Below are 19,447 nucleotides of genomic sequence, written 5' to 3'. Positions count from 1 at the left end.
TCTGTCTCTCCGTCTCGTTAAGGTTGAAAGTTGCGATATAAAATGGCCCAGTCGATTGCCTTTCGGTTTTTCCATTCTGGTTCACTATAGTATTTGCCACCAATGGAATTTAAAATCATTTCCATATACTCTTCGCCTGGATCAAAGTCTTTTGCGTTTAGGAAAATGGAACCACCCCATTTTTTTTTGGCTTGGGTGTGGCTAAATACGCCAGTTAAATCCTCAAGTTTTTCATTCGAAAGTGGAATTTTGTATTTGGTGGTAAGCTCTGTCACAAGATCTTTCACGGTTTGGATTTGTTCTGGTTTTTTTAAGAGTTCCTCCGTATCCTTGGCCACAATTTCGATTTGGATACAATTATCGTTAGTTCCCGTGGCTGCGGCGGCTCTGTCTTCCAAAACATCCAGGAGTTGATAAGCCTTTCCGTTATTGTCAATCATGATAGAGGCAGTTAGGTTCCTTGCTTCTAGTGTACGAAGAGATTTAAAATAATCGGAAATGGCAGTGTAATGTAAAACTACACAACTCGGTTTGATTTTTCCACGGAAGGTGTACTTAACTCTATATTCTTCCGGTGGAAAACCTTTTTCATCTTTTTCAATTCGAGTTATGGTGATTTTTTCTGGTTTTGTGATCCCTCTTCCATTCGTAGGTTTGAAGGTATCTTTTAAAATTTCTTTGTTTTCCTTTTTTAATACCCAACCGGTGACAAACCTGTCTTTCCAATCATCTTCTTCATAAAATTTACCATCGATTTCGGAAAGAATTTGTTTAAGAGCTAACTCACTGCCGCAAGGAGAAAAATCTACGAATCCGCCAAACCGACGTTTGGTTTGGTTATGTGTAAAGATGCCTCGTTTTGAAATGACATCATAATTGGATTTTGGAATGTTTAGTTCCTCGGCCAAATAGGAAATCACTTGGTTGAGAACTCCTCGTTGTTTGCGATTGTTATAGAGAGTTTCCTGGGTGCCTTCATATACAATGTGAATGGATTCTAAATCAATTCCTGGTGCGGCCGACCATTCCTGATTTAGAAAATTAGGATCACCGAAAATATTTCCATCAGAGTCTACGTAGATGTGAAAGAGAAATTGATTAGCGAAAGAAAGTTTAAAAAACTCTGGTAACTTTCGTTTTCCAGAGTTGTGAAGGATGATGGCGGAAACTAATTTTGGATCCCGTACTTTGGAAAGAGAACTCCATTTTATATTCTTAATCGACTCTAGTTCGTTATAAGAAACTAAACCTTCGATGCGGATGGATGGGTAATCGGGAGCTTTTCGAAAAATACCAATACATCCAGAGGAAATAAGGAAAATGAGTGATATTTTTAAAAGAATCTGACACAATGGGTTCAAAATCATAACAAGGAAAAGAGACTTGGAGCCGTACACACCCTTTCTATTATCGCGAAATCGTTTCTTAAAGTTTTCTCTCAAATGTTTTGCCCTTACTGCAGTTTCGATTCATGGAGTGAACTGTGGTTCTGGTCTTACGACTCCCCCTCTTAGGGGAATTTCTCCAGAACAATACCATAGTTTTCGTAGCTTACAAGAAGTCTTTCTCCAAGACAACCCCATTCCGAACTTTGATCTTGGACTTGCTTTAGATAATTACGTGTATGGACATCCTTATCCCATTGAAACAGAAAGCGTCATACAGTTGTTAGCAAGTGTTCCATCTTCAATTTTAGCAGCAATGGCATTGGATTTTTCTTTTACACCCATTGTAAAATTACCGATGGAGAAACGTATCAAACGATTGCAGGAATGGAAACACTCTTCCCTTGGACTGAAAAGGGGAGTATATGTTATCCTCAGGCAAATTTCATTTTTCCTTTTAAGTTCTGACAAAGAATACCAAAAATTTGTCGGTTATATCCAATAAGGCAGGCTATATGGGAATTCCTCATTCAAACCAAAAAATCATTACTCCAAAAAAACATGTAGAGATAATTAAAGAACAAAATATCCAAAATGGAAAATGGGAACTCAGTGCAGATGTCGTCATCATTGGTTCTGGAGCTGGTGGTGCCGTTGCAGCATGTGAACTGGCGCGAAACGGTTGGAAAGTTGTACTCATTGAAGAAGGAAGTTATTTTACACCTGCGCAGTTCAATTCAGATGAATTCATTTCTCAGGCGAGATTGTATCGGGATGCGGGTTTTATTGTAACCGAAGAACAGACATTATCTATTTTACAAGGGAAGTCAATTGGTGGTTCTACAACTGTCAATTGGCAAACTTCTTTATATCCCCCTGACTACGTAACCAATGAATGGAGTGAACGTTTTGGATGGCAAGGATACTCCAGAGAAGAAATGGATTCTTATGTTTCCGAGGTGCATGAAAGGTTAGGTGTGCATGAAGTACCAGATAACTTAGTAAATGCTAACAATAATGTGTTACGTGTGGGTGGAAAAAAAATGGGACTCACTCCACAGGTACTTCGTAACAATAATCGCGGATGTATTGGGCTTGGTCGTTGTGGGCTCGGTTGTCCTATCAATGCAAAACAATCTGCATTTTTAACATGGATTCCGGATGCCTTGGAAGCGGGAGCCATTGTGATATCCAATATGAGAGCGGCAAAAATCAAAGAAGGCAAAATTAAAACTGTCATCGCAGAATTCACACCTGATGCTTATGAATCCGCTCCCACTGAAGTCATTGAAATGATGGAAATCAAAGCACCTGTTGTGATAGTCAGTGCTGGTGCGATTGAAGGACCTGCTCTATTACAAAGGAGTGGCATTGGGAATGGTTGGGTTGGTAGAAATTTAAAGGTCCATCCAACTTCTACTATCTTTGGAAAGTTTGATTCGGATATCAAAATGTTTCATGGTCCTCCACAGTCCATTGTGATCAAAGATGGTCATAATCAAAATGGAACTGGTTATGGTTATTGGTTAGAGGCGGCACCATACAGACCTACACTTGCTTCTTCTCTTGTTCCTTTTTACGGCAAACAACAGTTTGATGTGATGAAGGATTTTACCAAATACAATGCGGGAATTGTTCTGGTTCGCGATGGTGCCGATGGGGAAGCCAATGCGAGTGTAAAATATAGTTTGGGTCGACGAAAGGTCTATTTTGAACTAACACCCACAGACGGACTTAATATGTTACGTGGACTTAAAGCCTTGGCAGAAGTGACTGTGGCTGCCGGTGCCAAAGAGTTAGTTTTTCCTTTTACTAGGTTTACAGAACCCTATAAAGTTACAGGAAATGACAATTTTGATTGGATATTGAAAGAAAGTGTAAAACCAGGGGATTTAACGGTTGGTTCTGCACACCCACACGGTTCTATCCAATCGGCAAATGATCCAGAAAAAGGTGCGGTTGATTTAAATTTGGAAATTTATGGCCATAAAAACATATTTGTCATGGATGCCTCAGTTTACCCGACAGGTCTTTCGGTGAATCCGCAAATTACGACAATGAGTATCGTTCTCAGAGCTTCGCGAAATTTGGCCTTACAAAAAGAAGAAAGAACGAAGATCTAACTTTTTTCCAAAAATCCCTTTCAATCCCACGGGTTCTAACTAGTTTGGAATTCGTGCGGAAATATCTTTCCTTTGTATTTATCTTTGTCATCCTTCACACTACAGCCTTCGCTATTGACAGCGATGCAATGAAGGAAGGCAAAAAAGCTTTTTCGAAAAAAGCATATGGCGAAGCGATTAAAAAATTCACAAAACACGCCGACTCACACCCGCAAGACGGGGAAGCTTATATGTATTTGGGATATATCTACGAATACAAAAAAGATTATCCTAAATCCATTCAAAACTTTAGAAGAGCCGTCGATTTGGATTTGGATAAAGACCAAAGAAAAACTGTCTTATTAAAACTCGCACTTTTTTTCAATTACCACCAAGATTGGAACTTATCTGCCACATACTCTTCTCGTTATTTGAAATATGATCCAAAAAACGAAGAAGTACAAAAAATATACAATCGCGCCGTGGGAAACAAAGGAAATCCTTCTTCCTCGCAATCGTATTCACAACCACAAAGACAAGAACCAAAACATACCGAACCGAAACAGTCTGATCTAAAAAAAGATACGTCTAAAAAACAGGAAGAGGTTTCTGAAGACCAGGAATCTACAAAACCAAGTTCTTATTATGAGCAAGTTTTGGCCAGCCAACCAAATTTGGAAGATGTACGTTGGGATTATGTGTTGGCTTTATTCGAAGAAAAAAAATATGATTTAGCAGAAACCAATCTTAGAACTCTGATTGAAAAAAACCCAAATCGATCTAGGTACCATTATAAACTGGGGATTGTTAAACTTAGACAAGATGATCCTAAATCAGCTATAGAATTCTTTGAAAGGGCCAAAAAAAATCCGTTTTCAAAAGATACAAATGTGTTTTTATATTATGTTTATTTAAACGAAGGATTCGCTTATCAAAAGTTAGCAGAACTGGATAAAGCAGAAACTTCTTTCCAACAAGCATACAAACAATTACAGAAAGACCCACCACTCTTAGCCTTGGCAAGGTTATACGAACAAAAATCAGATTGGGAAAACTGTATTTCATCAGCGGATAAAGCGCTTTCACTCAATCCCAACCAAGTGGAATCACATATGTTTCGTTTTGTTTGTATGTTTGAAGCGGGACAACGCACTAAAAAATTTGAAACCAGTTTTTCAAAGTATTCAGAATTCATTGATTCTAAATTTCCTGATTTAACCCAAACTCCAGAAAAATACCAAGTTGGGTTTCTTAAACTAGCAAGGCGTTATACGGAAACTAATGCTTTTGACAAAGCAGAAACTTATTTTTCAGTTTTAGAAAAAGATGCAGTCAAAGCAGAAACGCGGGAATTTTTATTCTACCGAGGTCGTAATTATTTTTATTCAGGCAAAGTGGATTTAGCGATTACCATTTTACAAAAAGTAACAGGTTCTTCCTCAGGACATTACCTTCTTGCTAGATGTTACTCTAAAAAAGGTGACATCTCCAAAACAAAGGAACAGTTTAAGTTAGCAGCCGATCTAAAACCAGAATACTGGGTTTCCGAGTCCTTAGAAAAGGATTTTAAAGATGTCTGGAAAGATGTAAATTTTCGTGAGTTTATTAAAACAAAAGCGGGAACAGTAAGTTCCCAAAACTAATATTAATCTTCCTTTGCTTCTTTTGCTAAACTTGGACTTTTAAATAAATCAGCCCTGAGTTTTTTAAATGTTTCTACCGACATTTGGCCTGGGGCTTTAGGTTCGCCTAACGTCATATAAGTGAATGATGAATTGAACTTGTCCCCAAAAACGCGAGATATAATTCCTAGTTCTCCCATACAAATACCAATCATCGTGTTTGATTTAGACAAAAGTTTGATATCATTCAAAAAATCGGCAGTTTCTTCGATGTCTTCAGGTGTAATTGCAAATTTGAAAATAGGATTTTTCTTTTTTACTGGTTTTGCTTTGTTTATGAAATTTGTCATTTCATTGGCAAGGATCGACTTTTTAAACGAATGATAAGAATAAATGATGCGATAGTTTAGATTTTCGTAATTTTTAAAAATGGTGTCTTCCCGATTTAGTTCGATATCCAGATAATTTGCGTTATCATTAAAATCTTTTAAAATTCCTTCAACATCTTCATGGAATAGTTTTACATAAGAACGAACGCTGCTATCTTCCGCACGTCTGTAAGTAAAAAGCACTGGAAGACCTAAAGCTTTGAGCTTTTTTTTCATTTCCTTTTGGATGTAGTTTCTGGAAAAAAGATCCAATCGCACTTCGATCACATCGATTTCTTTTACATCTTTTTTTTGCAAATGTCGGAGGTCGTCTTCTCCAACAGAGGCTATGATTTTGTAAGATTCTGGCATAATAATTTAAAGTCCTTTTTGTAATAAGTCGTGAAGGGAGATCATTCCCACAAATAAACCTTTATCATCTACAACGGGAGCCACGGATATTGGTCTTTCCCGACCTTCCATTTTGATTAAAACGTCATAGGCTTTTTCCTCTGGTCGGAAACTGCTTGGATTTGCGTTCATCATATCTTTGGCTGTAACTGTTGGTAATAGAGTGTTTTTAGTTAGATACTTTCGAATGTCATAGTCGGTGATTAGGCCGATTAGTTTTGCATTAGAGTCTATAACCCCTGTGGCTCCAATACCTTTTTCGGTAATTTCTTTGAGAATGGTTTCGAGGTTTGCATCCTCTGGAATTGACGCATTTCTTTCCCCTTTTCGCATAACATCGGAAAGGTATAGTGAAAGTCGTTTTCCAAGCCTACCTGCCGGGTGGTATAAAGCAAAATCATTGGCTTGGAAATTTTTTAATTCCATAAGAGCCACAGCAATGGCATCTCCTAAAACGAGAGCAATGGTTGTGCTTGATGTAGGAGCCAAATCTAATGGGCAGGCTTCTTTTAATACAGGAGTAATGATAACAATATCAGAAAGAGAGGCTAACTTTGATTTGGCGTTTGCCGTGATTCCAACAATTTTTGCACCAATTTTACGAAGTGTCGGGAGTATGTAGTTCAGTTCTTCCGATTCGCCACTTTTTCCTATCGCAAGGACTACATCGTCTGGACCGACAATCCCTGAATCCCCATGTGAGGCATCTGTCGGATGTAAAAAATATGCTGAAGTGCCGGTGGAGGAAAGTGTATGGGATATTTTTTTGGCAATGTCACCAGATTTTCCAACTCCTGTGACTATCACTTTCCCTTTTGATTTTAAGATTAGATCGATACAATCTTTTACCGTTGGATCTAGTTCGTCTCTAAAATGAATTAAAGATGAAATTTCGTCATCGAGCGCTTGTTTTACGATTGATAGTGTATCTTTTTCTTTCATACGAGTAGTTCCTCCCAGGCTAAATCATCTACTTTGATTTCATAAGAAAAAGCAGTATCAACACCTGGTAACCTTAGGACCACTAAGGTTTTATTTTTAACTTTTAAAATTTCCATTATTTTGTCTTTTAGTGCTCCGCTAATGATGCGAACCATTTTCCCTTTTTCCAATACGGATTCAGGACTAACCTTCAAACTATCAGCATACTTTTGTAGACCTTCTTCTAATAGATCAATATCGTTTTGGGTCACAGTTGCTGGTTGGCCTTTATGAAATACAAAATGGTGAGAACCTGGTAATTGCAGAACTTTATTCTTATCTCTCCAGAAAACGATTTTTACAAAAATATAAGAAGGAAGGATGGGAACATGGATCCATTTAAATCGATCAGTCCATTTTTTCCTTTCTTTGCGGATGGGGAGATAATTTTCTAAATGGTATTTGGTTAAAAGTTCACTGAGTTTTTTTTCCGCTCGGGGTTTTGTATACACAATGTACCAAGCACTTTCTTCTATGGGGGGATTAGTCTCGGACATCTAAACGGAACCTAATGGGTAGAACAAATTCTTTACCTTTGGAATATTGAAAATGCCAATCGGCAAGTTGCCGACGCACCTGTAAATCAAAGACGGCATACCTACATGCGGTGACCACTGCAATTTTTTCTAGAGTACCATCTTCTTTTACTGAAAGTTTATAAACGCATGTATCTTCGAGTTTTTGTTCCAAGGCAAGAGGCGGATAACTCAAACAATTTTGGAATTCAGAAATTTCATCTTCCACCGTTTTGGTTCCATTATCTTGTGCGAGATTTGTCGGGGAAGAAGATTGGGATTTTCCCATTCCAGATAAAAATTGTAAGCGCAGGTTCGAAGTGGCTCCCCCTTCTTTGAGATTCAAATATGTCGAATCTATGTCCCTAAGCAGGTTATATCCAAATAGAGCCAATAGTAACAAAAGGTGAAATCCAAAACTGATCAGCATCGCCTTGTATTTCTGGCCTTCAAAGAGAATGTGCATTCCAAGAACATGAAAAACTTTATTGGAGAGAATGCAATCTCCATTTTCATTGTCCGTATATGCCTTCAAGTTGGGGAAAAATTTTTCGAGTATCTACGTATGGTGAGTCCCACGGAACTTCCGTTGGTGTGGTTGTGGATGGAGTTCCTGCTGGCCTTCCATTTCCAGAAGAAGAAATCCAAAAAGATTTAACACGGCGAAGGCCAGGTCAAAATGATCTTACCACTCCCAGGGATGAAAAAGATCGGATGGTTGTTGAGTCTGGAGTTTTCCAGGGAAAAACAACGGGTAGTCCCATTTTAATGAAGGTAAATAACCAAAATACAATAGGTAGTGACTATGATGAAATGGCACATGTCTTTCGGCCTTCTCATGCAGATTATACCTATTCAGAAAAATACGGACATCGTGCCCATGTGGGTGGCGGACGCTCCTCCGTTCGTGAAACCATAGGCAGAGTTGCTGCTGCTGGTTTAGCTCGAGTTATTTTAGAGCGAGAGTTAGGTATCTCAACAGTCGGTTGGGTGGACTCTGTTGGTACCATTGACTCCAATATTAGTGAATCTGAATATCCTACTTCAAGAGATTTTGTGGACAATTTTCCAACAAGATGTCCAAAACAATCGTCAAATGATGCAATGGAAACTCTGATTCGCAAACTTCGAGACGAAGGAGATTCGGTAGGCGGGGTTGTAAAAATTGCCGTTCGAAATCTTCCTCCAGGTTTAGGGGATCCTGTTTATGATAAACTGGAGGCAGACCTAGCCAAAGCGATTTTGTCGATTTCTGCTTGTAAAGGTTTTGAAGTGGGTTCAGGATTCTCAGGCACTCGCCAAACAGGAAGAGTTCATAATGATGAGTTTTATATAGAAGCGGGAACAGGAAAAGTAAAAACAAAAACCAATAATTCTGGTGGAATCCAAGGTGGAATCTCAAACGGAATGGATTTGATTCTTCGCGCTGCTTTCAAACCTACTTCTACTATTAAAATTGAACAAAAAACCATTAATGATAAAAAAGAAGAAACAGTTTTAAAAGCTAAAGGTCGCCATGATGCTTGTGTTTTACCAAGAGCTGTTCCCATCGTGGAAGCTGTTGTAAATCTTGTGCTTGTGGACGCTTATCTTTATCAAAGAGCCTTACAACCAAAATGGTTTATGAAATATGCTAACTTAGATTCGATACCGGAACAATAAAGGAATCCTAATACAAATGAATCGACCCAAAGTTTATAAAATCCTGCTTCTTGAAGATGATGAAAGTAGTGCCAAATTACTACTACATACTTTAGAAAGGTATAACTTTGATGTAACGCATGTTGTGGATGGAATGTCCGGCCTTGCTAAAATCAGAAACAATAGTTTTGATTTAATCATTAGCGATGTGAATATGCCTTATTTAGATGGGCTAAGTTTTTTAGAGAAAGGGAAAGAGATGTTAAAGATGACACCTGTCATCATGTTAACTGCTGTTGGTGAAAAAGAACAAGTGAGACGCGCTGCTTTAAGTCATGTCACAGCCTATCTTTTAAAACCGATCGCAAACCAAGCTTTACTCGAAAAAATTGCGCAGGTTTTACAGCTCAAACCGGAAAACATTTTTGATAAAAAACAACATCCGTTAAAGATTTCAGTCTCTGAATTGTCCATTTCCCAGATGCTTCTCGAAATTCAAGGTTGTCCTGGTAAAAAAGCACAGGATGAAATTTTTGATCGTTTTATGTTGACTCTGGGCGGAAGGGGATCTTTTACCAATTTGAGAATCAATCTCGATAAGATCTTTTTTTATGAAGTACGTGCCCTACAAATTTTGGATGATTTGATCGCCAAAATTCTCAAACAGACCAATATCCGTGCCAGTTCACTGTTTTTAGATTCGGAATTCTTCAATGACAACGTTGTGGATTTGCAACCTTACTCATATCTTTCCGAGGTAAATATAATTTCAAAATGAAGGTTTGACAAAAACCAATGATAAGGTCTAATCAAACGTAGGGGGCCTGTTCTTTGGTTAAGATAAAGATAGACGGAGTCGAATACGAAGTCGACGAAAAGAAAAACCTCATCGACGCCACAAAAGAAGTTGGAGTCGAAATCCCTTACTTCTGTTACCACCCAGCATTAAGCATTGTCGGTATGTGCCGCATGTGTCTCATTGAAATTGAAGGTGTACCTCGTTTACAAGCAGCTTGTAACACACCTGTAAAAGAAGGAATGGGGATTATTACAAAGTCAGACCGAGTGAAAGAAGCTCGTGCCGGCACAATGGAATTTTTACTCGCCAATCACCCGTTAGATTGTCCTGTTTGTGATAAAGCTGGGGAATGCCGTTTACAAGACAACGCATTTGGTTCCGGTACTGGACATTCTAGGTTTGAATTCGAAAAACGAAATATTCCTCAAGAGGAGATTGGAACCAATCTCATCATCAATCATAATCGTTGTATTGTTTGTTATCGTTGTGTTCGTTTTGAAGAGGAAAAGGTCGGGCAGTCCAATCTTGGACTTTTTGAAAGAGGAAATCATTCCATCATTGGTCTTGCAAAATCAGAACCAATCGATCATAACTACCAAGGGGCTTTGGCAGATATTTGCCCAGTGGGTGCACTCCTTAATAATAAAACATTATTTAAGTCGCGCGTATGGTGGTACAAATCACATAAATCCGTATGTCATGGTTGTTCCACAGGTTGTAATGTAACAACGAATGTGCGAGACAATAAAATGTATCGTTATATGGTTCGTGAAAACTATGACCAAGGTATGTTCTTCCTTTGTGATAAAGGAAGATTTGATTTGGATTGGATGAATGAAAATCGTCTCCATAGTTATTTGGAAGCTGGTAATCCTTCTACCTCCAAAGAAGTTCTTTCTAAAATGGCAGATCGCATGAAATCAGCGAAATCAATTGCTGTTTTGGGTGGTGCACACGAATCCAATGAAACATTGGCATCATTGAAAAAAAGTTTTGAATCGATCTCACGTGAATTAGGCGGTAAGTCCATCCAATGGGAATCCCGTGTGACTGAGGCCCAAAACAAAGAAACCGAACAAGTGGATTTTTTACTCACCAAAGATTACCACCCCAACACAAAGGGAGCAGTAGATTTAGGAATCACTACCACTTCAGGAATTTCTGGAATCATCAGTGCTGTTAAATCCGGTGCTATTGATTTGGTGGTTGTTTTAAAGGAATCCATTCCTGAAGGAATTGATCCTTCTAAAGTGATTGTTTTTGATACCAATTTGACTGATGCAGCAAAGAACGCAAGTTTGGCGGCGCCAATTCAGATTTTTGCTGAATCTTCAGGAAGTTTTACAAATAAAAACGGCCTGAAACAAAACTTTGAGCAATCTATGAATGCAATCAAAGGATTGGAATCGTCTGCTGGTGTTGTGGATTTGGTTTTTCATAAACTGACTGAAAAAGCGGAGGCATCTGTTGGGAACCGTTAATGTAGTCAACGTCGCCAAAAAACACCAGTTTTCTTGGTATGAGAAGTTCTATTTTTGGTCCATAGGCAAAGGCCTTTGGATCACACTTAAACATTTTGTTAAAGTAGCTTTCTTTAACAAACAAGTGACCATCGAATACCCTGATAAAAAACGCCAATATTCCACTCGGTTTCGCGGAATGCATTCCATGAAACGAGATGAACAAGGTAGGGAACGATGTACAGCTTGTTTTTGTTGTATGTGGATTTGTCCAGCCAACGCGATTCATATCGAAGCGGCAGAAGTGCCAACTGACCGCCAACACCTTCATCCAGAAGATAAGTTTGCTAAGAAGTTTGAAATCAACTTACTCAGATGTATTTTTTGTGGTCTTTGCGAGGAAGCCTGTCCTAAGGGTGCCATTTATCTAGATGGAACAGGCGAGATGGCAGCAGACAATCGTGAAGATTTGTTTTTAACGAAAGAAAGAATGATGGAAAAAACTGGCGGACCCATTCTCGGCCAAAGGGTTTAAGTTTATTTTTTCAATTCGGTTGGAATACCCGGTTTTTGTTGTTTAATGACGGAACCGGGTTTTTTAATTTTGAATCAAATTTATTAATACAATTGTGAATTTACCTCCTTTGATTCAAAAATTCAACTTCAGATTATTTGTTTTTAATTTTCCAAAACTATATATAGTAACCAAAAGCTTTAGATTCATTTTTTGTGTTTTATTTTGGATGATAACGGTAACATTCAGTGATTCATCTTCAGTTTTTGCAGACACTACGATTATCGAAAATGAAGAAGATGAAAAACGTGTTTTAGAAAATCATGCATTTGAAAAGTTACGGTTCGGCCTTGCCAATCATATTCATTATTATAAAGTTAAAAAAACTAAAAACACAGTTGTAGAACAAAGATCGGGCCGTAAAAGGCTGTATGATCACAATTTGATTTTAAGATCGATCTTTCGGAATCGAATTTTACATCATGAATATGGATCCATTGGACGACTGTTAGATGGTGCGAGTTTTATTGATTTTGGGAGTGCCATTCTCTATGAAGAGGGTGCTGTGACCGTTCGTGATTTGTACGAAGACCAATTCCTTTCCCGTTATATCAAAAAGATTGTGGCTACCGATATCAATGACCCAGAATACGATCACACTCGGTATATTGAAATTCATTTCACAGAAAGAGATCCTTTCCCATTTGCGTTTAATGAAATTCCTTACCGACTGGATGACCCATCTTATATCCGAATTTTAACAAAATTGTATACACCGAATGAATTTTCTCCAGTTATCTTTCGTAGCACCAATTCTGGACCCGATTTGTTTTATACTGTAGAGGAAATGCGGGAACATTTCCGCTCGGTTTTAGAGGCAAACCCTCACCGAACGATACTCTATTTTTTTAATCGTTACATATTCTTTAGAACTCCTTGTGAATCCAAATTTCAACTCCTGGGAACCATCGATGAAAAGGTAGGAGTGAACCATAGTTTCAGCGCTTGGCGGTATGTAGACTGGAACAAACGAGAATTTTCAGAAGCGATAGAGCCCAACTTTCGGTACATCCGCATCGCAGAAGAACGAAACGAAAGTAAAGCCGACAGGTTTGATTCTATGATTTCGGGCTACAGATGCCAAATCCGAGCAAAATTACTCTACTACCGTCACAATTTCATGAAAACTATGACGAAATGATGATTTTTTTACTTTTCTTATGAGGCGAACTCTGTACGTTTTTCCTAGAACACCCAGAGAGAGGTAAACCCATGGGGAATTCCTATATTATTGATGCTGTCCGAACTCCGAGAGGAAAGGGCAAAAAACGCGGGACACTTGCATCCGTCCATCCACAAGAATTAGCTGCTGCCACATTAAAAGCCATCCAATCACGTACCGGAATCGATCCTAAAACGGTTGAAGAAGTTGTAATGGGTTGTGTATCTCAAGTTGCTGACCAAGCTGCATGTATCGCACGTTATGCGGTTATGGCGGCTCATTGGCCAAAAGATGTACCAGGTTATACAGTAAACCGTTTTTGCGGATCTGGATTACAAGCTCTTAACAACGTAGCAAATCACGTTGCTTCAGGAGCTATGGAAATTGGAGTTGGTGGTGGAGTTGAGTCCATGAGCCGTGTGAAAATGGGTGATGATATGATGGGACGTGATTTTAACGTTGGTAACGATAAAATTGCTGCTCACTACAACCTAGTTCCACAAGGTATTTCTGCTGACCTTATCGCAACAAAGTATGATATTTCTCGCGAAGAAGCAGATCGTTTTGCAGAATCTTCACAACAAAAAGCACATGCTGCCGTTCAAAATGGATATTTCAAAAAATCTGTGATCCCAATTACTTTGGATGATGGAACTGTTGTGACTGAAGAAGAAAACCCACGTTTGGAATCAGACTATGCATTCCTTTCAAGTCTCGGTCCAGTATTCAAGACGATTGGTGAAAAAGAATTAGATGCGATTGCACTTCGTTCTTATCCAGAAGTAACAAAAATTAACCATATCCATACACTCGGAAACTCTTCTGGTATTGTAGATGGTGCTGCAGCGATTTTAGTAACTAACGATGAAGGATTGAAAAAATACGGTTTGAAACCACGTGCAAAAATTCTTGCAACAGTGGCAACTGGTGAAGATCCAACGATTATGTTAACTGGTCCTGTTTCTGCTTCTCAAAAAGCATTGAAACAAGCTGGCCTTAGCGTAAAAGACATTGACCTTTGGGAAATCAACGAAGCATTCGCTTCTGTAGTGTTATACGTAAAGAAAACACTCGGTATTGATGAATCAAAAATCAATGTGAACGGGGGAGCAATTGCTCTTGGACACCCACTCGGAGCAACAGGTGCGATCCTTACAGGAACTGTACTTGACGAGTTGGAAAGAAGAGACCTTCGTTACGGACTCATCACTCTTTGTATTGGTGGTGGTATGGGTATCGCAACAATCATCGAAAGATTGAAGTAAAACCTACCATTTGATCAACACGTTTGAATCTCGTTAAATCGGGGTTTAAACGTGTTTTTTTATAAATTATCCCGCTACAAATCGGCACTGATCCTTCGGTCGGGTATCTCCAAATTCTTTTCCCGTCACTCACTCGCATACTAACAGTAGATCTGTCCTTAATGTCTCTTTCCGACACCAGAGTCAACATACTTATGTTAGTTGTTTTATATATTCAACTTTGTAAAAAGTAGTTTGCAATTTTCTTAATGTTAATATCATTTGCAAATGAAAATTTTAATACCTATTATTATTACAATATTAGGATGTAACTCATACAAAAGTTACATAGCACCTGATTCTAAAAAAAACCATTTAATATCAAACAAAAGAATCGCTTTAATAGGTTTCATGAATTATGAATTTCAAATGACTAAAGATAGACAAGGTGACTTATATAAATCATCTGCTTCTTTAAACTATAATCAGTCCATGAAACAATTATTTCCAGCAGGTAAGGATGTATCTTTTTTTAATTCTAAAGAAATTAACGGTCAAATAGGAAGAGATAATTGTTTAGATCTTGTTTATGAATACATAAATATTGTAAAAGATTCGGGCAAAATGGAATTGAGTAATTTTATCGATTTCGATTTAACACCTGATACATCTAAATCTAAATGCCAAGTTAAAACTAATAATGTAGACTACTATATTCTCGGAATTCCTGGAAAACCTTTTAATTCATGGGTTGAATACGATGCTAGTTTTTTTGGTTATATCCAAAGTGCAGCTTCCGTATTATCTTTTTTTATAATTCCTTCGAAAAAGGCAGAACCAGTAAATGCCTATTTCTATGTCTATGATTCTAAACTCAATCTTATAGATAAGTTTGAATATAAAAAGCAAGTAGTCATTACAACTTCCTGGTGGTTTAACTTAAATATAAACGAGAAGGAATTTGTTTTCAAAGATATTGACCAAAGTATTATTAAATCACAAGAAAATATTACAAAAGAATTCTCATATGACTTTAATGCGAAATATAAATAATAAAAATTACTCTAAATTACAATACAAAAGGAACAAAAATGAAAACTAAACTTTTAACATTTTTAATCGGATTAATATTCAGCAATTGTGTATTAATGCCAGATTATTCAAAAAATTTTAAAAAATACCCGGTTAGATCAGATCTAAAATCGATTTCTTTGACTAAACCTGAGGGTAGATTTGAAATGTTTGCTACTGGATTTTATTATCTTCTAGCAGCTAACTTAATTGAAGAAAATTTAAAATATTCAGAATTATTTTCTGAAGTTAAGGAAAAAGAAGGCGATTACATCTTAACAGCAGAAAAACTTGAAGATCAATATAGTGGAGAATTTATTGATGTTGCGTATTCAATCAAAGTTGAATACTCACTTTATTTAAAAAATAGATTAGTTTTTAAGAATACATATAGTGGAGCTGCTATTTCAGAACCTACAGAGCATTTCATGTACGCTTTTAGACAAAGGCTGGCTAGAGAAAGAGCTCTTCAAATTACTGTGAACAATTTTTTAGATGATTTAGTGAATATGAAAATTTTGAAATAAGTTCTTACTCACTAACTTTATGCAGCAACGCATAAGAGACTAACCACTAAGTGCCGACAATTAGGGCTAACTTATGTTGGTTAGTCTTGGTTTGTAAATTCCAGATTATAATATATTTGTAATAGTAAAGGTATGAAGTTAAAAAATCAAATATTACTAAACCAATTCTTTTCCTGAACAAACCAATACAACTATGGAAGAAATGATAAAACTAAAAAAATAATATCATCATATGTCCACTCACTAGCCCGCTTGGTTTGTAGTTTGTCTCTTTAAATTTCGTGTCATAACCTTTATAAATTCCTCTTTTCCCTTTTTTACTTCTTTGAGCTGAGATTTGATTTCTGCGGGAATATCAAAATATTTATCTGCCCACAATTGTATTTCTACAAGAATCGGTAATAGTTCAATAGCTTTATTTGTAAGTTTATAGAGAACCTTTGCCTTACTTTCTGGATGTTCCGTTTTTTTGATGAGTTCGTTTTCTTCTAAACTTTGTAGTCTGGCTGCTAGGATGTTTGTTGCAATACCTTCCTCAGATTTCAAAAAATCTCCATAGGTTGACTTATTAAAGAACATCATATCTCTAATGATAAGTAACGACCATTTGTCACCAAATATGTCTAATGAGCAGCTGAGAGGGCATTCTGACCTTTTATTAGCTTTTTCCATTCATTTTCCTCCAATTAAAAATTTTAAAAAATATAACAAAATAATCACTTGCAAAATAAAAGTGATATTTTTACTTGCAAATTGCAAGTAAAAATTAAAACACGGAGTCTAATCGAAGTATGAAACAAACAATTTTAATCACGGGCGCATCATCAGGTTTTGGTCTGATTGCTGCAACGAGACTTCATGAAAGTGGTTACAACGTCATTGGCACTAGTCGTAACCCTAACCAAATCAAAGTACCATTCAAAATGTTATCACTTGATATTGCCGATGATAATTCAATCAAGGTATTCCGTAATGAATTGTTCAAGCATATTTCCCAACTCGATGTTTTGATCAATAATGCCGGTTTTTATTTATCGGGATTAGCAGAGGAAACTACGATCGAAGAAGGTAAAAGACAATTCGAAACTAATTTTTGGGGAACTGTCAAACTTACAAAAGAATTGTTACCAGATTTTAGAAAACAAAGATCTGGAAAAATTATAACCGTTGGATCGATTATGGGACTATTGAATTTTCCTAGTGGTTCATATTATGGAGCTTCCAAACATGCATTGGAAGGATTTTTTAAATCATTACGATTTGAGTTAAATGAATTCAACATCAAAGTTGCAATGGTTGAACCAATGGGATTTAAGACAAAAGTATTTACTAATTCTGTGAAAGCTAAACTTAAAATTGATGACTACAATCAATATAGAAGTAAAATCGAAATGTTTGCAAAAGATCTATTTGACAATGCTCCAGAACCAACTCCTGTGATTGATACTTTGGTAAAATTGATTGAAACAAAAGATCCAAAATTCAGCCATCCAGTCGGAAAAGGTGCCTCTGTGATTTTGGCGATCCAACACTTTGCTTACAAAGTATTTGAGAAATCTTTGATTAAAAGTTTCAATCGATTTAAGGGTTAAGACAATGAAAGCATTTCAGGTAAGACGTTACGGTAAAAAAGAAAAACTGGTACTTGCAGAAGTACCAGAACCAACAGTAAAAGATAATGAAGTTTTAGTTCAAATACACTCAACGGCTATCAACCTACTTGATTCGTTAATTAGAAATGGAGATTTTAAAATTTTTCTTCCATACAAACCACCTTTTACAAATGGACATGATATGGCAGGTGTTATCACAAAAGTGGGAGCTAATGTTTCAAAATTTAAAGTTGGCGATGAAGTTTATGCTAGGCCTTCCGATTTTCATATAGGCACCTTTGCTGAGTTTATCGCTATTTCTGAAAATGATTTAGCTATGAAACCTAAAAACATTTCAATGGAAGAGGCAGCATCAATTCCATTAGTTGGCCTTACATCTTGGCAGGCCTTGGTGGAGATAACAAATGTTAAAAAAGGTCAAAAGGTTTTTATACAAGCTGGTTCAGGTGGTGTTGGCACATTTGCAATTCAACTAGCAAAATATTTAGGTGCTTTTGTTGCAACTACAACAAGTTCAGCTAATACAAATTTGGTGAAAAGTCTTGGTGCTGATTTAATCATTGATTATAAAACGGAAGATTTTTCTAAAATTTTAAAAGATTATGATGTGGTATTACATAGCAATAGGGACAATAAAATACTTAACAAATCGTTACAAATTTTAAAACCAGGCGGAACTCTAGTGTCACTTACGGGACCACCAACTAAAGATTTTGCAAAAAAAATTGGTTTAGGTCGGCATTTCCAATTCATTATGAATTTACTAAGTATGTCAGTAATCCGAAAGGCAAAAAAGTTGAATGTCAATTTTGAGTTTTTGTTTATGAAGGCTGATGGCAATCAGTTAAGTGAAATAACCACATTGATTGAAGCTGGAACAATACGACCAGTGATCGATAAAATAATACCGTTTGAACAAACCAACGAAGCTTTATCTTATGTGGAAACTGGACGTACAAAAGGTAAAGTGGTTTTAAAAGTCAAATATTAAGCATTGTGCTTAGAAATGTTCAAAATTATTTTTAGTCAAATTCACCTAACAATAATTTAAACGTATTGCAAATTAATCAAGACCAAATAAGAAATGTAATATGAGCGTAACACAAACATTTACTGGCACAATTTGCAACCAATGTAACTTCAAAGTAGCTGAAGTTCTGAGTGGTTGTCCTTCTTGTGGCAGTGAATCCACAGAAAAAGTGGAATTAAAAGAGAATGGAACGATACATTCGTTTACTGTAGTTTACGTAGGATTTGGCCATATGGCAGCTCGTGCTCCTTATGTCCTAGCAATTGTGCAAACGGAGGAAAATGTAAAACTGACAACGGTGATTGATGGTGTTACCGATTTTAATGCAGTAAAAATCGGTGATAAAGTCCGATACAAAGGCACAGATGAAAAAATTGGACCCATATTTCAATATTAGAGTTTTAATTTTACTTTTCTGTAATGAGAAGTACTAACTACTTATAGATAAAAATAAATAAGTAAATCTAAAATATCAGTTAGCAGAAAATGAAAATTAGTTCTTCTAATCAAAAAAATACATCTAAATTGAAATTTCCCTCGGAGGAAGTTTCCTCTTACTACTTTAACCTAACACCAGTAATGTTTGATAAATTTATGGAAATTCGGAATTGGATTTATGAGTTGTCAGAAAAAGATCCAAGGATAGGCGAAATTGATGAATGTTTGAAATGGGGGGAACCTAGTTTTTTAACTCCAAAAACAAAATCAGGTTCTACCGTAAGGATTGCGAAAGTAAATGAAGTGGAATTTGCACTCTATTTCAATTGTAAAACTACGATTGCTAAAGAAATTGCAGTTGAATTTCCAGATTGGAACTGTGATGGAAGAAGAGCAGTATATTTTTCTGTCAGTAAAAAACTTTCTAAAGCAAAACTAACTACATGTCTAAAGAAAGCATTGTTGTATCACAAAAGGTGATAACTAATTATAAACTGATCTTGC

General features: G+C 36.8%; 21 protein-coding genes. 15 read left to right on the top strand and 6 right to left on the bottom strand.

Features of this window, described 5'->3' with window-relative positions:
• Positions 1-17 precede the first annotated feature (17 nt).
• Positions 18-1,442: a peptidoglycan recognition protein family protein gene (locus tag EHQ31_RS13595; protein ID WP_135572826.1), complete on the bottom strand. Its 1,425-nt coding sequence runs from the start codon at positions 1,440-1,442 to the stop codon at positions 18-20.
• Between EHQ31_RS13595 and EHQ31_RS13590 the strand changes: the two genes are divergently transcribed.
• From EHQ31_RS13590 to EHQ31_RS13580, 3 genes are read left to right on the top strand one after another with little or no spacing between them, the layout of a single operon-like run.
• Positions 1,384-1,890: a hypothetical protein gene (locus EHQ31_RS13590; protein WP_208652774.1), complete on the top strand. Its 507-nt coding sequence runs from the start codon at positions 1,384-1,386 to the stop codon at positions 1,888-1,890. The two genes, EHQ31_RS13595 and EHQ31_RS13590, sit on opposite strands and share 59 nt — an antisense overlap.
• Before the next feature lie 10 nt (positions 1,891-1,900).
• On the top strand, positions 1,901-3,508 hold the full coding sequence (locus EHQ31_RS13585; protein WP_135572830.1) for an FAD-dependent oxidoreductase: 1,608 nt from the start codon (positions 1,901-1,903) through the stop codon (positions 3,506-3,508).
• A 44-nt stretch (positions 3,509-3,552) separates the two neighbouring features.
• Entirely contained in the window at positions 3,553-5,130 is a 1,578-nt protein-coding gene (locus EHQ31_RS13580; protein WP_135572832.1) for a tetratricopeptide repeat protein, read from the top strand.
• Between the two features lie 2 nt (positions 5,131-5,132).
• On the opposite strand, the gene EHQ31_RS13575 is transcribed toward EHQ31_RS13580, so the two are convergent.
• From EHQ31_RS13575 to EHQ31_RS13560, 4 genes are read right to left on the bottom strand one after another with little or no spacing between them, the layout of a single operon-like run.
• Positions 5,133-5,849, bottom strand: coding sequence for a type I 3-dehydroquinate dehydratase (locus EHQ31_RS13575; RefSeq protein ID WP_135572834.1), 717 nt, complete (start codon positions 5,847-5,849; stop codon positions 5,133-5,135).
• Between the two features lie 6 nt (positions 5,850-5,855).
• Positions 5,856-6,830 carry a KpsF/GutQ family sugar-phosphate isomerase gene (locus tag EHQ31_RS13570; protein WP_135572836.1) on the bottom strand — a complete coding sequence of 325 codons (975 nt, stop codon included), beginning with the start codon at positions 6,828-6,830 and terminating at the stop codon, positions 5,856-5,858.
• On the bottom strand, positions 6,827-7,366 hold the full coding sequence (locus EHQ31_RS13565; RefSeq protein ID WP_135572838.1) for a UpxY family transcription antiterminator: 540 nt from the start codon (positions 7,364-7,366) through the stop codon (positions 6,827-6,829). Before EHQ31_RS13565 ends, EHQ31_RS13570 begins: the two co-directional genes overlap by 4 nt.
• Complete coding sequence (locus EHQ31_RS13560; protein WP_135572840.1) at positions 7,353-7,919, bottom strand: LIC_10042 family TonB-like protein; 567 nt, start codon at positions 7,917-7,919, stop codon at positions 7,353-7,355. The genes EHQ31_RS13565 and EHQ31_RS13560 overlap by 14 nt, the downstream gene beginning before the upstream one ends.
• Between EHQ31_RS13560 and aroC the strand changes: the two genes are divergently transcribed.
• From aroC to EHQ31_RS13520, 8 genes are all read left to right on the top strand, one after another.
• Positions 7,910-9,046, top strand: coding sequence for a chorismate synthase (gene aroC, locus EHQ31_RS13555; RefSeq protein ID WP_135572842.1), 1,137 nt, complete (start codon positions 7,910-7,912; stop codon positions 9,044-9,046). The genes EHQ31_RS13560 and aroC overlap by 10 nt on opposite strands.
• 16 nt (positions 9,047-9,062) lie before the next feature.
• Complete coding sequence (locus EHQ31_RS13550; protein WP_135572844.1) at positions 9,063-9,803, top strand: response regulator; 741 nt, start codon at positions 9,063-9,065, stop codon at positions 9,801-9,803.
• Between the two features lie 53 nt (positions 9,804-9,856).
• Positions 9,857-11,305 carry an NADH-quinone oxidoreductase subunit G gene (locus EHQ31_RS13545; RefSeq protein ID WP_135572846.1) on the top strand — a complete coding sequence of 483 codons (1,449 nt, stop codon included), beginning with the start codon at positions 9,857-9,859 and terminating at the stop codon, positions 11,303-11,305.
• Positions 11,292-11,819, top strand: coding sequence for a NuoI/complex I 23 kDa subunit family protein (locus tag EHQ31_RS13540; RefSeq protein WP_135572848.1), 528 nt, complete (start codon positions 11,292-11,294; stop codon positions 11,817-11,819). The genes EHQ31_RS13545 and EHQ31_RS13540 overlap by 14 nt, the downstream gene beginning before the upstream one ends.
• A gap of 208 nt (positions 11,820-12,027) precedes the next feature.
• Positions 12,028-12,999, top strand: coding sequence for a hypothetical protein (locus tag EHQ31_RS13535; protein ID WP_135572850.1), 972 nt, complete (start codon positions 12,028-12,030; stop codon positions 12,997-12,999).
• 71 nt (positions 13,000-13,070) lie between these two features.
• A complete protein-coding gene (locus EHQ31_RS13530) occupies positions 13,071-14,285 on the top strand; it encodes an acetyl-CoA C-acetyltransferase (RefSeq protein WP_135572852.1) in 1,215 nt (404 codons plus the stop codon).
• Positions 14,286-14,552: 267 nt separating this feature from the next.
• Entirely contained in the window at positions 14,553-15,317 is a 765-nt protein-coding gene (locus tag EHQ31_RS13525) for an Lp29 family lipoprotein (protein WP_135572853.1), read from the top strand.
• 38 nt (positions 15,318-15,355) lie between these two features.
• Entirely contained in the window at positions 15,356-15,862 is a 507-nt protein-coding gene (locus EHQ31_RS13520) for a hypothetical protein (RefSeq protein ID WP_244247384.1), read from the top strand.
• A gap of 243 nt (positions 15,863-16,105) precedes the next feature.
• Here EHQ31_RS13520 and EHQ31_RS13515 read toward each other — a convergent pair whose 3' ends face one another.
• The gene (locus EHQ31_RS13515; RefSeq protein WP_135572855.1) at positions 16,106-16,534 is read right to left on the bottom strand and encodes a winged helix-turn-helix transcriptional regulator; all 429 of its coding nucleotides are present in this window, start codon (positions 16,532-16,534) and stop codon (positions 16,106-16,108) included.
• Between the two features lie 119 nt (positions 16,535-16,653).
• On the opposite strand from EHQ31_RS13515, the gene EHQ31_RS13510 reads away from it, so the two are divergent.
• The 4 genes from EHQ31_RS13510 (at position 16,654) to EHQ31_RS13495 (ending at position 19,423) form a co-directional block, all read left to right on the top strand.
• Positions 16,654-17,454, top strand: a complete 801-nt coding sequence (locus EHQ31_RS13510) for an SDR family NAD(P)-dependent oxidoreductase (RefSeq protein WP_135572857.1) — start codon at positions 16,654-16,656, stop codon at positions 17,452-17,454.
• A gap of 4 nt (positions 17,455-17,458) precedes the next feature.
• Positions 17,459-18,466: an NADP-dependent oxidoreductase gene (locus tag EHQ31_RS13505; RefSeq protein WP_135572859.1), complete on the top strand. Its 1,008-nt coding sequence runs from the start codon at positions 17,459-17,461 to the stop codon at positions 18,464-18,466.
• Positions 18,467-18,566: 100 nt separating this feature from the next.
• On the top strand, positions 18,567-18,902 hold the full coding sequence (locus tag EHQ31_RS13500) for a Zn-ribbon domain-containing OB-fold protein (protein WP_135572861.1): 336 nt from the start codon (positions 18,567-18,569) through the stop codon (positions 18,900-18,902).
• 89 nt (positions 18,903-18,991) lie between these two features.
• Complete coding sequence (locus tag EHQ31_RS13495) at positions 18,992-19,423, top strand: hypothetical protein (protein ID WP_135572863.1); 432 nt, start codon at positions 18,992-18,994, stop codon at positions 19,421-19,423.
• Positions 19,424-19,447: the final 24 nt, after the last annotated feature.

Source organism: Leptospira montravelensis (assembly GCF_004770045.1).
Classification (GTDB): Bacteria; Spirochaetota; Leptospiria; order Leptospirales; family Leptospiraceae; genus Leptospira_A; species Leptospira_A montravelensis.
This window is presented reverse-complemented; position numbering and strand designations above follow the sequence as displayed.